This window comes from Paenibacillus cellulosilyticus (genome assembly GCF_003182255.1).
Taxonomy (GTDB): Bacteria; Bacillota; Bacilli; order Paenibacillales; family Paenibacillaceae; genus Paenibacillus_T; species Paenibacillus_T cellulosilyticus.
On the sequence record NZ_QGTQ01000009.1, the window covers coordinates 122,326 to 138,399 of the forward strand.

The 16,074-nt window shown below is 39.4% G+C and carries 18 protein-coding genes; 6 read left to right on the forward strand and 12 right to left on the reverse strand.

The genetic code is table 11. The annotated features are described in order from the left end of the window. Positions 1-6 precede the first annotated feature (6 nt). From DFQ01_RS14095 to DFQ01_RS14125, 6 genes are all read right to left on the reverse strand, one after another. Positions 7-726, reverse strand: coding sequence for a TadE/TadG family type IV pilus assembly protein (locus DFQ01_RS14095; RefSeq protein WP_110044526.1), 720 nt, complete (start codon positions 724-726; stop codon positions 7-9). Then, the gene (locus tag DFQ01_RS14100; RefSeq protein WP_245946678.1) at positions 726-950 is read right to left on the reverse strand and encodes a Flp1 family type IVb pilin; all 225 of its coding nucleotides are present in this window, start codon (positions 948-950) and stop codon (positions 726-728) included. The genes DFQ01_RS14095 and DFQ01_RS14100 overlap by 1 nt, the downstream gene beginning before the upstream one ends. Positions 951-999: 49 nt before the next feature. Then, on the reverse strand, positions 1,000-1,953 hold the full coding sequence (locus DFQ01_RS14105) for a type II secretion system F family protein (protein ID WP_110044527.1): 954 nt from the start codon (positions 1,951-1,953) through the stop codon (positions 1,000-1,002). Between the two features lie 41 nt (positions 1,954-1,994). Then, positions 1,995-2,867 carry a type II secretion system F family protein gene (locus tag DFQ01_RS14110; RefSeq protein ID WP_245946679.1) on the reverse strand — a complete coding sequence of 291 codons (873 nt, stop codon included), beginning with the start codon at positions 2,865-2,867 and terminating at the stop codon, positions 1,995-1,997. Beyond that, on the reverse strand, positions 2,839-3,258 hold the full coding sequence (locus DFQ01_RS14115; protein WP_425452394.1) for an ATPase, T2SS/T4P/T4SS family: 420 nt from the start codon (positions 3,256-3,258) through the stop codon (positions 2,839-2,841). Before DFQ01_RS14115 ends, DFQ01_RS14110 begins: the two co-directional genes overlap by 29 nt. A gap of 499 nt (positions 3,259-3,757) precedes the next feature. Further along, positions 3,758-4,591 carry a hypothetical protein gene (locus tag DFQ01_RS14125; RefSeq protein WP_110044530.1) on the reverse strand — a complete coding sequence of 278 codons (834 nt, stop codon included), beginning with the start codon at positions 4,589-4,591 and terminating at the stop codon, positions 3,758-3,760. Positions 4,592-4,750: 159 nt separating this feature from the next. Between DFQ01_RS14125 and DFQ01_RS14130 the strand changes: the two genes are divergently transcribed. After that, positions 4,751-5,086, forward strand: a complete 336-nt coding sequence (locus tag DFQ01_RS14130) for a helix-turn-helix domain-containing protein (RefSeq protein ID WP_110044531.1) — start codon at positions 4,751-4,753, stop codon at positions 5,084-5,086. A gap of 144 nt (positions 5,087-5,230) precedes the next feature. Here the strand turns inward: DFQ01_RS14130 and DFQ01_RS14135 are convergent, their stop codons facing one another. Both DFQ01_RS14135 and DFQ01_RS14140 read right to left on the reverse strand, forming a co-directional pair. After that, positions 5,231-5,512, reverse strand: a complete 282-nt coding sequence (locus DFQ01_RS14135) for a hypothetical protein (RefSeq protein WP_110044532.1) — start codon at positions 5,510-5,512, stop codon at positions 5,231-5,233. 138 nt (positions 5,513-5,650) lie between these two features. Further along, the gene (locus DFQ01_RS14140) at positions 5,651-6,226 is read right to left on the reverse strand and encodes a recombinase family protein (protein WP_110044533.1); all 576 of its coding nucleotides are present in this window, start codon (positions 6,224-6,226) and stop codon (positions 5,651-5,653) included. A 263-nt stretch (positions 6,227-6,489) separates the two neighbouring features. Between DFQ01_RS14140 and DFQ01_RS14145 the strand changes: the two genes are divergently transcribed. After that, positions 6,490-7,035 (forward strand): hypothetical protein, encoded by a 546-nt coding sequence (locus DFQ01_RS14145; protein ID WP_110044534.1) that lies wholly within the window; start codon positions 6,490-6,492, stop codon positions 7,033-7,035. 1,029 nt (positions 7,036-8,064) lie between these two features. Here DFQ01_RS14145 and DFQ01_RS14155 read toward each other — a convergent pair. Both DFQ01_RS14155 and DFQ01_RS14160 read right to left on the reverse strand, forming a co-directional pair. Continuing rightward, positions 8,065-8,766, reverse strand: a complete 702-nt coding sequence (locus DFQ01_RS14155; protein ID WP_110044536.1) for a hypothetical protein — start codon at positions 8,764-8,766, stop codon at positions 8,065-8,067. Between the two features lie 82 nt (positions 8,767-8,848). Further along, positions 8,849-9,559, reverse strand: a complete 711-nt coding sequence (locus DFQ01_RS14160; RefSeq protein ID WP_110044537.1) for a stalk domain-containing protein — start codon at positions 9,557-9,559, stop codon at positions 8,849-8,851. A gap of 147 nt (positions 9,560-9,706) precedes the next feature. On the opposite strand from DFQ01_RS14160, the gene DFQ01_RS14165 reads away from it, so the two are divergent. Then, a complete protein-coding gene (locus DFQ01_RS14165) occupies positions 9,707-10,885 on the forward strand; it encodes a teicoplanin resistance protein VanZ (RefSeq protein WP_110044538.1) in 1,179 nt (392 codons plus the stop codon). A gap of 411 nt (positions 10,886-11,296) precedes the next feature. Here DFQ01_RS14165 and DFQ01_RS14170 read toward each other — a convergent pair whose 3' ends face one another. After that, entirely contained in the window at positions 11,297-13,150 is a 1,854-nt protein-coding gene (locus tag DFQ01_RS14170; RefSeq protein ID WP_110044539.1) for an NACHT domain-containing protein, read from the reverse strand. A 203-nt stretch (positions 13,151-13,353) separates the two neighbouring features. On the opposite strand from DFQ01_RS14170, the gene DFQ01_RS14175 reads away from it, so the two are divergent. Both DFQ01_RS14175 and DFQ01_RS14180 read left to right on the forward strand, forming a co-directional pair. Then, positions 13,354-14,133: a restriction endonuclease gene (locus DFQ01_RS14175; protein WP_110044540.1), complete on the forward strand. Its 780-nt coding sequence runs from the start codon at positions 13,354-13,356 to the stop codon at positions 14,131-14,133. Between the two features lie 43 nt (positions 14,134-14,176). Further along, the gene (locus DFQ01_RS14180; RefSeq protein ID WP_110044541.1) at positions 14,177-14,470 is read left to right on the forward strand and encodes a hypothetical protein; all 294 of its coding nucleotides are present in this window, start codon (positions 14,177-14,179) and stop codon (positions 14,468-14,470) included. Positions 14,471-15,330: 860 nt separating this feature from the next. Here the strand turns inward: DFQ01_RS14180 and DFQ01_RS14185 are convergent. Then, a complete protein-coding gene (locus tag DFQ01_RS14185) occupies positions 15,331-15,537 on the reverse strand; it encodes a helix-turn-helix domain-containing protein (protein ID WP_219993699.1) in 207 nt (68 codons plus the stop codon). Positions 15,538-15,672: 135 nt separating this feature from the next. Here DFQ01_RS14185 and DFQ01_RS14190 point away from each other — a divergent pair, with 135 nt between their 5' ends. Continuing rightward, complete coding sequence (locus tag DFQ01_RS14190) at positions 15,673-16,011, forward strand: hypothetical protein (RefSeq protein WP_110044543.1); 339 nt, start codon at positions 15,673-15,675, stop codon at positions 16,009-16,011. Positions 16,012-16,074: the final 63 nt, after the last annotated feature.

A 16,074-nucleotide genomic window follows, 5' to 3' on the forward strand; every position in this document is an offset into this window, starting at 1 on the left:
TTCGTCTCAACGTTTCGGCTGCGGCGACTTCTCCAGCGTCTTGCTCAGCACCTTGCCCGCTTCCTGCTTCTTGTTCGTATCCGTACCAGTATTCTCGCTTGACCCCAGCTTGCTCGTATAATAGCGAACAAGATCTACTGTCCGAATAAATTCAGCAGGATCCACAATAATTGAAGATGCCATTGACGCTTGCTCGTAATGATCGATCCGGCTGCTCAGTACATTCGACTCCATCGGCGTTCGAAGAGCAGTCTCAACGAATCGACTCGTCAGCTTCCGTTTGTACCGATTCTCGCCTATCATTACGCCTTCCAGATGCTGTGTCGTACGCTTCAACTTGAGCTCCGTGAGTGAGCCTGCATCACTAGTCGAAGAGGTAGGGGCGCTGGAGGCTGAGTCACCGATCGGGATCATCGCGTCCGCTTCATCACCTTCGCTTAGTCCGAACAACGACTGTACAAGCTCATCATCCTTAATGCGCCAATACAAGCCGTCATAATCTCCTTCTCCAGCTAATCCCGTGTTTGCATTGCGATAACTGTTATCCCACAGGAAGGCCGTCTGCTCCGATGTGACAGAAGCGGCGCCATAGAGCACCGCTTTCTCATAGATGTAGCACACGAATAGAATGACGATGACGATAACAAGGAGAAGAATCGGGAATACAAGCGTTGCTTCTAGAGTGAAGCTGCCGGAATCTTCACTAGTAAACTTCTTGCGTTTCATTATTGTGTAAACACGCGTTGTGTCTCTGTGTCAGCCGAATTAAATAATTTTTTAACTAGCGTGGATAACTGCTCCCTGAATATAAGAACTACCGTAACGATTACTGCAACAATCAAAATGATCTCCACCGTGCCCAAACCTTCCTCTGACTTTCTGAATCGAGCAGCACGCGCATTCCATCGCGCTCCCATTTCCATTCCCAAATTAGCTAGTTTTTTCATCATTACAACCATTCCTCTCAAATCTGATTTTGTGGTTTCTCATTCAAGACCCCTATGTCTGCATCATGAGGACGGCAGGCGCACCCACTGCAATCAGCAGCAAGAAGAAGATGCCGACCATCGGAAATAACAGCTTCGATGACGCCTCCTCGCCTCGCATACGCGCGGTGGCCTTGCGCTTCTCCCAGAGCGAGAATGACAATTCGCGCAGCGCCAGCGATAACTGTTCACCTCCCTTCCGATAATGAAGCAGCATAACGGTCGCAAACATCGATACCTCTTGTACCGCACAACGCTTGCTGAATGCTTCAATTGCGCTGGCGAACGAATCTCCATTCTCCAAGGCATGTACCATTCGCAGCCACTCGATTTGAAGCGGAAGCTCGGGAACGGATGGATCTGGCTTGCGCCGCTGCGATTGCAGGAGGCGCGCCTTCATCTCCATCGACTGCACATCAACGCATCTTGCAATCGCACGTTGCACGGTCTCTCCCGCACCGACGAGCAGCATCAGCTTACTGAGCACATCCGGGAGCGCCAGCACCATGTTCTGACGCCGCCGCTCCAGCTGAATCGCCGGATCACGCAGCTTGGATACGGGAAGCAATATACCGATTAACGCACTCAATCCAAGAATCATCTGCTCATGTGCCAGGCCTGCTAGAAGCGCCCCGCCAGTCCATGTCGCCCACCCGATTCCGATCATGTTGGCTGCGAACCGTTCCGTATTGGCATATTGCCAACCACTGCCCCGAAGCACGATTAGCTTGCCATGCAGACTTGCTAGCGGCAGTTGGAGACGCGTTAGCAGGCCTGTTCGGCGTGCTGCCTCAAGTGGCGCATCGATCAACCAGCGTTCCTGCATCGATGCCGAGGATTTTGCTCTCGGCGCCTGCCCTGCTCCAACAGCATCCATCTGTCCCCGATCCTTATTCCAGACAAGCAATACAGTCGCAGCCCATAACAATCCACTGACGACTGCCAATAGCAGCGCCCAATTGACCATATCGAACCACTCTCCGTGTCTGTTTGAAGTACTAGCGACCGTTACATCCGTATGGTCATGATTTTGTTAATCAGCACACCACAACCAGCGAACCCGATCATCAATCCTGTCAGCAATAGATAACCCAGCAGTCCGTTATAAAGCGGCATCATGTAATCAGGCGACATCAGATTCAACCCCGCTACGAATACAAACGGAGCGATAATGATGATGCGAGATTCAAACTTCTTTTGCGCCATCATGACCGTGATCTCTTGATGCGTATCCAGCTTCTCGCCAATCACTTGGGCTGTGCGCCTAATTACCTCCACAAGATCGCCGCCCGTCCGTTTGCATGTAGAGAACACATCTACGAACTGCGTCAAATCTTCGAGCCTCGCGCGATCAGCGAACTGCCGCAGCCCGTTCTCCAGCGTGTCGCCGTTCATCATCCGATAACGAATGGCTGCGAATTCTCTTACGATATCCGCGGACCCGCCAGGATAAAGCAGCTGCAGATCCGCCTCTGCCGCGACGAATGCATTCTCCACCGAACGCCCGGCAGCAAGCGAGGATGTGACGCTGTAGAGCGCATCTTTGAACTGCAATTGCAACCGATCCCGCCGCTTGGCAAGCAAGCTTGCCCGATAGAAGCGAGGCAGTATGACGCCAACAGCAGCGAGAATAATCGCCGCAGCAAGTGACTGATAGAATTCATAGAACAGCACAAACGCAAACCCAATACCAACAGCCATCGAGCCAAAAAACTGTTTAGAAGACAGCTCATACGAGGTGTAATCCGTCATCTGCTGTTGCTGCTGCGACTTCTGAAAGCTCCACCCCAACCAAACCGCTATCTCGTGAAAAGGAATCTTCCGCCCGCTACTTCGCTTCGCCTTCTGCTGCTTAACGGTAACAGATGCCATCGGTTTCATCCGCTCCTCCTTGAACACTGTCGCTGTCAGGCAGCGTGCCCATGCCTGCCATCCGCCACTTGTGATCTCGCAGCAGCGAACGTCCCGTCGGCTCCAAACCACCGATAACCTTGCCCGCTTGCTCGCCGCGCTCTACGAATTGATAAAGCGGCGAAAGCTCGACTTCGCCATCTTTCATGCCAATGACCTCGCAAATCTCCGTCATGCGCCGCGTACGATCCCGAAGCCGTGCCAAATGCACAATGATGTCGATGCCCGAAGCAATCTGCTGGCGGATGACAGGCAGCGGCAGTGCTGCAGCTCCGAGTGCCATCGTCTCCAGCCGGGACAGCATATCCCGAGCGCTATTGGCATGCCCGGTCGACATTGATCCGTCATGACCCGTATTCATTGCCTGTAACACGTTTATAAAATAGGTAATAAAAAGAGTTTGGACGTAATGCTCGTCCAAACTCTTTTTATTAATAATACTTCGAACATAATTTTCATGAGAGTAATAGAGTACTCTTTCCTACTCGCAATACTACATTCCCCTTCAGATAGTGACCCTCTGCAAACGTAACTACATTCTCGTTATAGCTTATCACCTTAGAAACCAAGTCAAGCTCTCCCTGAAACCAGACCTCAACTTCAACACTATTCCCTATACAAACTTCAAGTTGCTGGTTTGTTTCCACGATTACAGTTTCATTCATAAAATATACTCTCCCTTTATACTCGGAATACAAAAAAGCACTCAGCAAACAAAGAGGAATCCTCCTCATTGTTTGCGAGTGCTTCTCGCTATGAACATTGTACCGTATTTTTACATTCTTGAGAAGTATACATTTTATTTTGGGAACTTGGTTCAAATATTCAAGAAAGCGCCGCGTACTCTTTTCTCCTTTTCCTTAATAGTATTCAACTCTGACAACTTGCGCCATAAGCCCTTGATTCTTTTCAAATCTAAACTCTGGAATTACGGCTGTTGTAATTACATTCACATTCCCTTGTTTAAGTTTCTCGAACAAGGCGTTGAAGCTGTCTCTATGGAAGTACAAATACCACCTATCGGAATATGAACCATCTTCAGGAGTTACCCTTACACAAAAGTAGTCCGCTTCCATGTCACTGTCAAAGCCGTAATTATAATAGTCATCCAGTTCGGCAGTACCTGCCAATACAAAGTTTTTATCTAAGTTGTTTACCATATCAAATTGAACATCTTTTGCAGTCAATGAAATGTTATTACTCTTCATATATTTTTCAACTTTCGTTAGAGATTCAGTCTCTTCTCCACTCCCTTGATTCTCAGCCGTTTCTTGTCTAAGTTTGACTAGTGAATCAACTCGAAAGTTTTTAGGGTGTAATGCTTCATTTCCAAATGTAGTAGATATAATTTTCATAGTTTCTTTATAACTTCTACGAGATGCACAATCCTTCCCATCCAACTCTTGGCATAGTTTTTGCATTGCTAAATCATCAACGTACCCGATTATTTCCTTCTCCTCAGATGACAACTTTGAAGACTCTCTCATGGCACTAAGCTTTCCTGATAAAGCAGCCTGTTCACTTAAACTTAGAATATTTTCCCCAGTTTCAGCATCCCGCATATCAATCATCAGCGTGTATTGGATAGCAGCATCCCATACATCTTGACTTATTTCTTCAGGTCTCTCTTTTGCTCCTTCAGAACATCCCCCTAGGGTTACCACAATCAATACCAACAGAATTAACTTCTTCAAATGAAAAACCTCCATCTTCCAGTTTAGACCATTCCATCTATTCATTTTAGCACATAGTGACTAATATATGTATCAAAAGTAATGTTATTATGACTAATATGTCCGTGTGTAGTATCATCCTGTACTTGTCTACACTTTTCATTAAAAGGGGTGTAGCCAGTGAATGATGCTTTAACAAAAGTAGGAAAACGTATTCGAGAGATACGTAAAGCAAAGGGGCTTTCCCAAGAAAAATTAGGTGAAGAATGTGGCTTTACGTTCTCTTATATCGGTGGGATTGAGAGAGCTGAAAATAATGTGTCAATTCGAAATCTGGAGAAGATAGCCAACGCTCTTAATGTTGAACTTTATGAATTCTTTATTGATCTTCGTTCTGAAAGAAAGCTCGCCGCTAAAGCTAAGCAAGTCGATGAAATCGAGGAACTACTTATAAATCTCGACAACAAACAATTGGCTAAAGCAAAGACCATCTTGTTTGAGATATTTAAAAAATAGTTGGAACCAGTGCATCTTCATCTGCACTGGTTCTTTAGTTTATTAATTGAACAAATCTAGCAGCAGCGTTTCAATCCTACGCTCCTCCTGCTGATTTTTACAAGCCAGTAGCTTCTTCATTGCCACTTAAGATTGCTTCATTACCTATAAACTTTCATCTTTAAAATGATACACGGCCTTTCGACCATAACTATTAATAAACACCGTATGTTCTTTTGTACCCGCAGTCACCTCAATAAACTTCATTGCGTTTAACCTTGATATCGTGGTTCTGTATCGTGACTCAGACAAGCAACATTCTTCTTGTAGTTGAGGATTAGACATACTCTTTATTTTGGCAATCGCATCATTTTCTAAAAGAATACGAAGTACACCTAGCTCCTCAGCATTTAGGTTTTCAAGAACGTGAAACCAATAATCCTCCATCTCAAGATCACTCCTTGTTTATAATCGAAGGTCGCTGGTCGGATGTACACAGACCCTGTTTATACAATTTATTACTCGAAAAAAGTAATTACTATGCCCGTACCCCTATACAAAACAAAGAAGCCTTCCCTAAACCCTCTAGGAAGACTTCTCTTGTTGTTCAATCCTCTTGCCCAATTCCCTGTATAGCGTTGGACGAGAGATGCCAGTAAGCTCTGTTATCTCTTTCAGCGTGTATTGCCTACTTTCGTAGAGCTTGATCGCTTGAGCAACCTTCTTAACGTCAGCTGCAGGTCTTCCACCTTTTCGTCCTCTTGCTCTAGCTGCTTCCAATCCTGCCATTGTCCGTTCGCTTATGATGTCTCGTTCAAGCTCTGCAATTACGGCTAACATCCTGAACATAGCCTTGCCAACCGCACTAGTTGTATCAATGTTATCACGAATCGAGATCAACTCAATACCACGTTGCTCTAGCAGCTCACTCAACTCGATAAGTTTCTTTGTCGAACGAGCTAATCTATCCAATTTGTATACGACCAACGCATCGCCCTCACGTAGATAATCAAGAGCCTTGGCTAACTCCTCACGATCATCGTTCTTACCCGAAGCCTTCTCTTGGTATATCTTGATGCATCCTTCCTTGTTGAGCGCATCAATTTGTAGATCAAGCGATTGATCGAGTGTACTCACACGTGAATAGCCGACTTTTGCCATACATTTCCCTCCTTATCGTAAGTGCAGCCCAGACTGTACATCTCAAAAGCTAACTTGTCCAGTCTTTTTTGCTTTTGATAAAGAGAAGAGTTTTGAGACAAAAATCCGCTATAAATATGAAAGAACCGACTCTTGTTTAATAATGTCTCACAAACATTCGTTTATGAGAATATCCGCTCTATGATTAATGAAGGAAAATGAAAAATCTTGCAGAATAAAATATAGTGATACACAAATAAAAAATTCAAAGGAGTAAAATTAGCATGTCATTAACTGTATCTGTTTTATGTATTATCATTAGTTTTATTGTCGGATTCATTGTTTCATCCTTCTACAATAAATATCAAAATGAAAACCGATATGACAATATTAAAAAAATAGCGCATCTAGAGACCAGTGCGACAATAGAAACACAAATAAAAGATGGTGTTCAAGAATACAAACTTACAGAAGAGTTTAATTCGATAAAGGAAATAGAATATCGCAAAGGTATTGAAGAAGGCGAAAAAAGAACATTAAGTAGATTTTCTTTGACATATGAACCATTTGTTGAAGTAAGGGATACTTTATTAAAGAGAACCGCAGAAGTAGGCTACATAATGCAAATGACTTATAGTGGTTTTTTAATTGGCGACCCAATGAAAAGAGTAACCCAACATGAAGAAAAATTTAAAGATGAAAATGTAAAGTATCTTGTTGATTCAGTAAATGGCATATTAAACAATATTATGCTAGTGGCTGATCCGTTAGGTATACCTGTCAAAGTAAATAAAACTCCAAAGATTGAAAAGAAAAAAAAGGGAAAATGAGTTCTGAAGTCCCTAATACAACAAAGTAGCCTACCACTCTATGAAGTGGTAGGCTACTTTTGTCTCACCTGCACGTCCCTTAACAGATAATAAGTTCGTATCTTATTCCACCAATACCTCTTTAAAGAATGATATTTATTGAAATTTCCATTTCAATGTATCTACTGTAGGTTCTTTGCTAAAGAAGGTATTAGTTCCATATTCTAAACAGTATGCTCTTTGACTTTTTGTTGCTTTAAAAGTCTATGTCCTTGTTATGTTTTTCGTTGGCAAGTCCGTTAGAAGTAACACGCGGCGGTCGGAGGAACAAAAAAAGCAGAGCAGCCATTAAGATGTGGCTGCTTTGCCTATACAAATTGGCTGGTCGTATACTAACTCCCAAAACACTTGATTTTTTAAGGATTATGCTTTACCAGCTTCCCATCGGTGACCGCACTTCAAACATGTTACTATTACTTTTTTGCTACCTATTACTCCGCCAAGCAACCCTACAGGTCCTAGTAATATTCCTCCAGTTGCAGCTTTACCTAGACCAAATCCCTTATTACCAGCAGTGATTTGCGTCGATTTACATTTGGCACACATTACTGGTTCTTCTTTTATGGTTCTTATAACCATTACTAGAAAGCTTACTAGCATTCTTCATCTCAATAACTTCTAACATACATTCTCGAATACTTATACAACCATGTGCATGTATATTCAAAACAATCCGAAAGCATTGTTCTCCGATGAAGCTATGTCGCCAAACCCCAATTTGGCGACATTATAATAATCATATGACGCCTATCATCTACTTTTTTTTATGAATAATTATTCATACCTTAATGCTTAATCGACTTACAAAAAACTCAATTCCGCTTTAAGTATCCATCCTCATAAATGAAAGAGCCGATATCCGCATGTTGTAAATGGGATTCGGCTCTTTCTCTGCATAATATAACTTGTGTAGAAGAAGGTACACTAAAACTCATAAACGTTCTTATTATACAAAGCGATTTAATGATCTTCCAACTGATTAAAATGATTCTATTTCCCAACTTTTTTAAGCTCATGGGAAATTTCTTTTAGTATGTCACACAGATTTTCAACTCTATTATTACTGTTAAGAAAGATAAGTCGAATCATTTTTACAACTAAGAACACAAACAACCATAACACCGCACCGATAGCCATGAGCCTCCATACTAAATTGAACGCTTCAGTATAGACACTTTTGTCTTGAATCTCTCTTAACAATCCACTAAATCTAAATCCAACATACTCATTCCAGATTGGCAACCAAAACAATACAAGAATGGAGAAAGGCAATAATCGTTCTAATTTAGACTTTTCGTTCTTGTTATCATACATATTAATAAGATCATCCACGTTTTCAGAACTCTTGTAGCCCGAATTTTTAAGCTCAATCTTCAATAATCTTTTCTGTTCTGCCTTTATTGCATAACCGAGTGGAGAAATTGTCTTTGTACTATCGTGAAAGTTTTTTCGCACATATTTTTTCGCACCAGAATCAAGAAGAAGCGTAAACATATAAAAGTAAATTACGCAAGCAACTCCCCACAAGTCATTATTGCTAACATTGGGATTTCTAATGAAAAAATAAATTCCAATACAGAATACAGGGATTCCAGTCAAGAAGAGATACGTCGTTACCATCTTACTGTAAATCAAGCGATAAGCTGACAAGTCCTCTTTGTAATATTTAAGCACTAACTCCTGCGTGTTCATAGAAATTATTTCTCCCTAGATATGTCTCAAATTATCTTCATTAAATGGATAAATTCTTATAACCAATGTTGGAAATCAGTACTTACTTTGCTACAATATCACCTATGACCACTTTCACTTTGGGGTCATACTTACCACTTACGGGATGAACAACTACATACACTCGATCTAGTCCTCCAACTGGAACCTCCATCGTTGATGCTTCTCCACCTGTAACGGTAGTTTCTCGCATAACAGTGTTGGATTTATCTACTACGGATACCTTAAACTCATTAGTTTCATTTGCAACAGCAATATTGAATTTAAGTGTTGTGTAGCTATTAAGCAGATTCAACTGAAATGATCTATCCGAATATGCACTCGAAAAGTACAATACGTAGCCACTCTTATATGTAGTTCCATTGACGGTCAGTACTCCAGGGTCAAACGTTCTATATTGATATTCCGTAGGGGATTCATATTCATTAAACGCCTTTGCCTTGATTAAGTCTGTATACTCAGATTTCTCACCAATTACTATTTGTTTTTTTACACCATCATAAGTCACAGCAGTATCTAAAGCTTCTCCTAACGCTTTCAATGGCACGTATGCCGTGCCATCATATATAATTGGTTTTAGCTCGTTTCCTTTTGAATCTCTTAGCGCGAACTGCTTTCCGTTTAGCACCAATGTGATTCCATAATTTATTTGGGCTTTAATAGTTTTAATCACCGATTCCGCATCTACACTAGTGGTACTTATAAGTAGTGCTGCGCCCAATAAGGGAATTGCTATTTTCTGAAGTTTCATCATTATTTGACACTCCTTCTCGTTATTCTTCTACTTTCAACACAAACAGACAATATCCCTTCTAAAATCCTAGAAAATACATCCTTCATTCCTAATGTACACTACCCTAAATAATTATTTGTAAGATTTCAATCAAGGAGGAGTAAACACATGCAAGTTGTAATTAATCACAGAGAAAATCAGAACCTTACTCCATACCAATTACCAAACAAGGAACTATACCATCGTGACCTATTCAATATTGAAGGTAGTTGGACAGGGCGGATGGATGCTCAAATTGCAAATACTTTTATACATGAGGCTGTTCAGTTAATTGCCAACGCAATTCGTGTATATGAGTTTGGCTACTTTGATTGTGCGTATTACTCTTTACGACAATCTATTGAGGTATCAACATCAATTGTTTATCTTATGGAATTAGAAGGAGATAAGCGAGAAGAAGCGTTGATGAAGTGGCGAGCACAAAGTGATTTCCCAATGTTCAATGGAATGATAAAGTTCTTAAATAAAAACGCTAGAACTTTCGCAGACATAAGGAACAATATGGCCAGTTACTTCGAAGAACTTCAAGAGGTAAAGGAAAGACTCAACAAACTTGTACATAAGTTGGGGTTTAATACCTTTTATGTTTCAAGGAATCATCCGTTGAACAAATACAAAGACATGACTCCTTATCATGATGAGTTTATCTATCTTCTAGAAAGGTGTATTGGTGCTGTCTCAATTCTCCGTCTTGCAATTGACCCTTTTCCAGTTTTATTGATGGATGAAGAAATCTATATGCGAGCTGGGGATACATTGACTGAACCTTATACCGAAGAATTTGTTGTAAAATATATTGGTTCAGAAAATATTGAGGCCTACAAACGCACTGAATTATATTCAACTATACATCAAGCTATTATGAAAGAAACAAAGATGCTCCCCGCTGTAGTTGATGTAGTTAAGAACCACTATGTAGACAGAGAAATCGCAAACGAAATCCTATCTCAATCTGATTTACTAGGATATATGGACATGTTTGTTGTTCTGGCATTTGGACTTTCTAATAAGATCGCTATAATTTACGCGTATGATGGAATGAGATCATACTTTTCAAACATTAAAACCGTCAGGCAGCATATTGGCTACAATTCTCTCACATTCAAAGAAATCAAGCGTTCGAATAAACATTATAATGTTATGTTCGAAGAAGCATTCTTATCTTACATAAATGCAAATGGTGAAGACCTATATTTAGAGCATAATGAACCTTTCGACGAGGAGGAATACTCGTATATAGTGAAAATGCTCACTGATCTGAATACTCCTGTTGAAAAGGACTATTAATCAGATAATTTGTTTGTTAAAGGTTAGATAAAATTATGGTTTTATGTAAGCACTACAACGATGAACTTCCCTAATTCCGTTTCTGAAAAGTCGTTGTCTACTTTTTAAAGAAGTCCGTTAGAAGTTTAACGCTATATGTAACACATCGCGTTCGGAGGAATAGAACAGGCCCCTCGTATGAGGGGCCTGCATAATTCATTCAATCATAAACAACATACTCGACAATTCATCCATTCTAGAATGAAATAACTTATTGAACACATCTAACCTTTTTGTAGGCAAATGACTGGCATAGATAAAATTCTTAAAGGGATTATACGGAAAGTTATGTCTTTAGATTTTTGTTATCGAGTGTCGTTCATATCGTTTCTAACGACCATTCTATTAATACTTTACAACCGACCGAGTCACCTATTTATTCTTCTTTTCCAGCAATAAATTACGCAGAGATTTACTATTTTCAATAGAACTTTTAATTTTTTCATAAATCTGTTCTATACACTCTAGTTGCCAAGATAAATGTCTCGATCTTCTTAATACAATTTCAAATAACTCAGGGATAGATTTAGCCGTGTCTAAAGTCACTTTGAAACAACCCATTTGTATCTCTTCTTCAGTGCTCTCATGATACTGTTTAATAATGCTGACATCTACCGCTTCTCTGTGGTACTCCCCTTTCTCAGGTAATTTTATTATTTTAGAGTAATTATTGATTAAAAAATCAAAAAGCATACGATATTTCAAACCTTCTACTGTAAACGAAAATGCAATAGCATTTGACTCATCTTCTACCCCCTCTTCATCCATGAGTCCATAATCAAGCTCAAATGAACTAAAATGTAGTTGGTTGAAATTATAAAGCTTTTCTTCTTTTGTAGGAGCCTCTATTCTTGAAAACAGATTATCAAGTAGTTTAATAAACAAACTACGTTCGAGAATTGCACGATTCATATCAAACAACGTGACAAAAACCATATCCTGCTCTATACTATGCGGCTTTTCCTCAAAGATTTTTTCTAGAATTCCCATTCTACTATCATCATCTAAACTTGCAATGCACTTTGCAGTGAAATACTCTTGAAATGATCTATGAGAATATTTATAACTAAAGCCCTCTTCAATAAAAATACATACTGATTTCACTAAATCTTCTTTATATCCGTCCTCATCAAACGTGAGTTCTTCAATGTTCTTAGCAAAAGAAATATACTCGATTAATGTAGTGCTATTAAATTCAATTGCATTATCTAGATAGCTAGATAACGAAACATAATTCAATATTTTTTTAAACTCTGTTGAAGACAAGTTCGTATACTTTTCTCTTTTAAAGCCTTTAGTAGCATCGTGTTTGGAGTATAGCACCTCAAAGGCAGCTTCATAAAATTCATACTTCTTTTCTGGTATTTCTGCATATTGGTTATAAGTTAAAAACATTATCGTTAATAACAATGGGTTCGAAGCAAAGGACAAATGATCTTCATATAAATTTTCATCTAACGCAATCAAGAATGCTTCTTTTGTTTGTTTGTCATACTCTAATTTTTCAATCATCATTTTTGCTTGTGCAAGTGTCAATCCGTTTATATCTAACTCTCTAAAGTTTGTCCAACCACTAAACTCTGTACTTTTTCTTGATGATACGATGTAATAGTTCTCGTTATATAAGTCAGTTAAATCGATTAATTCCGATTTCATTTTATCGCGCTTATTTAGATCAACTTCATCAAATCCATCAAAAAACAATATAAACTTACCTAACTCTAAAGCTCTATGAAGATAATCTTGGGTTAAATTAAAACCCAGTTTAAAAAGAGATTTATAAATAGTATCTAGCAAACTCATTTCTGTACCATTTATATCCCTAAGTTCCACAAACAATGGTATTCGATCACTTTCTGAAAAGACATTCAAGAACATATTCTTAAGAAAAGATGTTTTCCCCATACCACCTGCTCCAGTAATCAAAAGGCACTTCCCAATTCTTAAAATATTATCTATCCTATCAGAAGCAATTACATTCTCCTTAAAACATAAACTCTGGCTTATATAGAATTTTTTTAAGAACTCTGCTTCCTTATTATAGAGTAATGTTTTTACTTTACTATATTTCGAATAGGCGTTAGTTAAATATTCTTGAAATGCTTTACCACTATTAACTTCACCTCTATTTAAACCATCTCTAGATAATTTAAAAACTCCTGTTACAATTCTCTCTATGTTTCTTTCAAATATTTCCACACCCACTTTGATTACCTCTGCATCCATCCTGTCATCCCCCTTTTATTATCTAATCTTACAACTGAGTTATTCTTACTTTGTCTTAATATAGTAATTAAATACTACCTTAGAACCTTCCTCTTAATATAGCTATTTATAACTGGCGAAAAGATGCTTCTCGTATATGTATTTACTAGTTATAATGACCTAAGTACATCCTAACATATTCCAACAGAATCGAGGTACAGATTTTGGCACGCAGACGTAAGAAAGAACCTACATTTGTTGATCTGGCAATGCAGCTCGCAGTTGGCTGTGCATTTCTATTAGCCTTTAACATCACCTTTAGCAATTATGGAGCATCAATTGGCGGTGCTTGGCTGAATCCCCTTCTGGTTGTCATCATCTTAGTCCTTACTACGAGCATTGGTTTTCGCATTTACTACGTTCAAGAGAAGCTAAAGAAAGCCAATATCCAAGAGATTGATAAAATGAGTGGTACGATGTTCGAACGCTATCTTGAGCAGTTCTTTAAGCGTAAAGGCTGGCAGGTTAAGCGTACTGGCGGCAAGGGAGACTATGGAGCTGACCTTATATTAATTTCAACTACTAAGAAGGTTGTCATTCAAGCGAAGCGCTGGAAGAAGAACGTAGGCTATGAAGCGATACAGCAAGCCTACACGAGCAAAGATGTATATAGCTGCCATGAAGCATGGGTCGTGACCAACAGTGGCTTTACAGAGCAAGCACGTGACGGAGCCAAACGTCTTGGGGTTAAGCTATGGGATAGAGAGATTTTGATCGAGCAGATGGCGAATATCAATGCAGCACAGACTATCACTGTTAAGGAAACAGAGCAGATTGATGAAAATGCTACTGAACATCTTCATGATACTCGTAAACAAGACGATGATCTATTCATTTGTGCAAGATGCGGTAAGCCTGTTACCAACAAGGTAAAGGATTATTGTCTAGCGAATCCCAAACGCTTTAATGGACGCATCTACTGCTATGATCATCAGAGATCATAGCGATAAATAAATGCACAAGCTTTTATCTTAGGAGGTACGGTAGTTGAGGAATTTCTTTAAGCACCCTATTGTAGCAGGAACAACAACGGCATTTATCACACTGGCAATAACTACACCGATTGTCGCATATACGAGATCACTTTCATTTTTGAAATCCTTACAAGCAATATGGAACTGGCTTGTAAGCATACTAACTTTTGATATCCCTATCTGGTATGTTTTACTTGCAATTGTTATTATTCTTACTATAAGACGGATCGTCCGTTCAATTCCAGTGAGTGAAATTAAACCAGCATTCCTAAATTACACAAACGACGTAATCGAAGGGGTGACGTAATCGAAGGGGTTAAGTGGGAGTGGCGATTCAATACCTACGGCGGTCAAATAGACTTCTATGTTAATTCACCAGTGCCAATATGCAATAACTGCGATGGTTACTTGGTATTAAATGAAAGAGAATATAACGTTTTGAAGCTTGAATGTGAACATTGTTCATATAAAAAGCAGTTGCCTGAGTGGGATTTCCCTAGCTATCAAGAAAAAATAAAACGCGAGATACTAAGGAGAATCAGAACAAACAGTTGGAATAACTAAACACTCAATTGTATATCTCTATGATACATAACATTCAGATTTTATCTAAGGCACATGACACTAGCTACCGTTAAGGAGCTAACGTGAATGTGCCTTATTTATTTGGTCTTTGCAGAGTAAAATATCATTATTCCTAACGCAAAAATTAACAGATAACGGACTGTTGATGTATCTGAACTCGATATTATTATTCCTATATGCTGGACTATTCAATCCACATGTGTTATTATGTATGGTGCATCATTTCGGATAAATGGGTCGTTACTCCCACTATAAGGAGGGGAGGTCGATCTTTCTGACAGATTTCTCAATTGAAGTGCATATTTCTTTATATTCACTAATTGCACTTGTAGTATTTTTGATTTCACGAACGATAGAATTAAAAGTTAAAACTTCACCATTTTTGATTGTTCTAAAGATTAGACAGAAAAGACGATCAAGCTCAAAGAAACCTTAATTAAATAACGCGTAATAGCCATTTATCCGAGTGCACTTCTTCTTCAAGGGAGGAGTGTACTCGGTTCAAAACCAAAATATGTATTCTCACAATAAAAAACCATCCACTTTATCGCGGATGGTTTTTTATTTATCCAGACTACCACATCACTTCTCAAATTGTATAAGCTCAGAAATGTCCTCAATCTTCAAAGCTGATGCAATCCTCTCAAGTATCCCGATGTTCAATTCCTTCATGTTATTGTTGCAAAGATTCGATATTTTAGATTGCGTTACGTTTGCGAGCGCCGACAACTCCATTTGAGTCATGCCTCTATCAACAAGGATTTCCTTAAGTTTGATACGAAGTCTCATCAGAATTGATCTCCCTAATTTTTTGATTATATTAGCTTGACAATATATCGATATCGGTATATTGTAGCAGCCAGCCTAGAGTATAACTTCTCTAAGGATACATTTCAACATTCACATAAATTAGGAGTGATCTCAATGAACTTCGCTTCCCGAGACTTGAAACGCAACTTAAGCTACGACCACGAACAAATGATTTCCGCTTACGCTCACGAAGGTCTAGACCGCATTCTGAAACATAACAATGTCGTGATTCGTGCAAGAAGCCTAACTCTCACGTTTGAGCAAACTGAGCCAACCCTGGATGGTTATCGGTTGGCAAGCGGAGAAGAACTAAACTGGTGGGCTTGCGTTAGCAATGAAATACCAAAGGATAAGTGTGTTCTATGTAGTGATGGAATTTTTATTTGGAGAGTTGTCGGAGAGTGCTCTTCCGAAGGATATAGTATTTCTGGTATAGGTTATGTGAAGATTTGAGGATGGATAGCTGCTTTCAAAATCGTTTCGTTACCCATTCATGTAGTGTTCGCTAATCTGGTC

Coding starts and splice junctions, on each gene's coding strand:
- DFQ01_RS14095 (WP_110044526.1), bottom strand. CDS start 726: ATGAAACGCAAGAAGTTTACTAGTGAAGATTCCGGCAGCTTCACTCTA.
- DFQ01_RS14190 (WP_110044543.1), top strand. CDS start 15,673: ATGAACTTCGCTTCCCGAGACTTGAAACGCAACTTAAGCTACGACCAC.
- DFQ01_RS14100 (WP_245946678.1), bottom strand. CDS start 950: ATGATGAAAAAACTAGCTAATTTGGGAATGGAAATGGGAGCGCGATGG.
- DFQ01_RS14115 (WP_425452394.1), bottom strand. CDS start 3,258: ATGAATACGGGTCATGACGGATCAATGTCGACCGGGCATGCCAATAGC.
- DFQ01_RS14105 (WP_110044527.1), bottom strand. CDS start 1,953: ATGGTCAATTGGGCGCTGCTATTGGCAGTCGTCAGTGGATTGTTATGG.
- DFQ01_RS14145 (WP_110044534.1), top strand. CDS start 6,490: ATGTCATTAACTGTATCTGTTTTATGTATTATCATTAGTTTTATTGTC.
- DFQ01_RS14140 (WP_110044533.1), bottom strand. CDS start 6,226: ATGGCAAAAGTCGGCTATTCACGTGTGAGTACACTCGATCAATCGCTT.
- DFQ01_RS14110 (WP_245946679.1), bottom strand. CDS start 2,867: ATGAAACCGATGGCATCTGTTACCGTTAAGCAGCAGAAGGCGAAGCGA.
- DFQ01_RS14135 (WP_110044532.1), bottom strand. CDS start 5,512: ATGGAGGATTATTGGTTTCACGTTCTTGAAAACCTAAATGCTGAGGAG.
- DFQ01_RS14165 (WP_110044538.1), top strand. CDS start 9,707: ATGCAAGTTGTAATTAATCACAGAGAAAATCAGAACCTTACTCCATAC.
- DFQ01_RS14160 (WP_110044537.1), bottom strand. CDS start 9,559: ATGATGAAACTTCAGAAAATAGCAATTCCCTTATTGGGCGCAGCACTA.
- DFQ01_RS14155 (WP_110044536.1), bottom strand. CDS start 8,766: ATGAACACGCAGGAGTTAGTGCTTAAATATTACAAAGAGGACTTGTCA.
- DFQ01_RS14170 (WP_110044539.1), bottom strand. CDS start 13,150: ATGGATGCAGAGGTAATCAAAGTGGGTGTGGAAATATTTGAAAGAAAC.
- DFQ01_RS14185 (WP_219993699.1), bottom strand. CDS start 15,537: ATGAGACTTCGTATCAAACTTAAGGAAATCCTTGTTGATAGAGGCATG.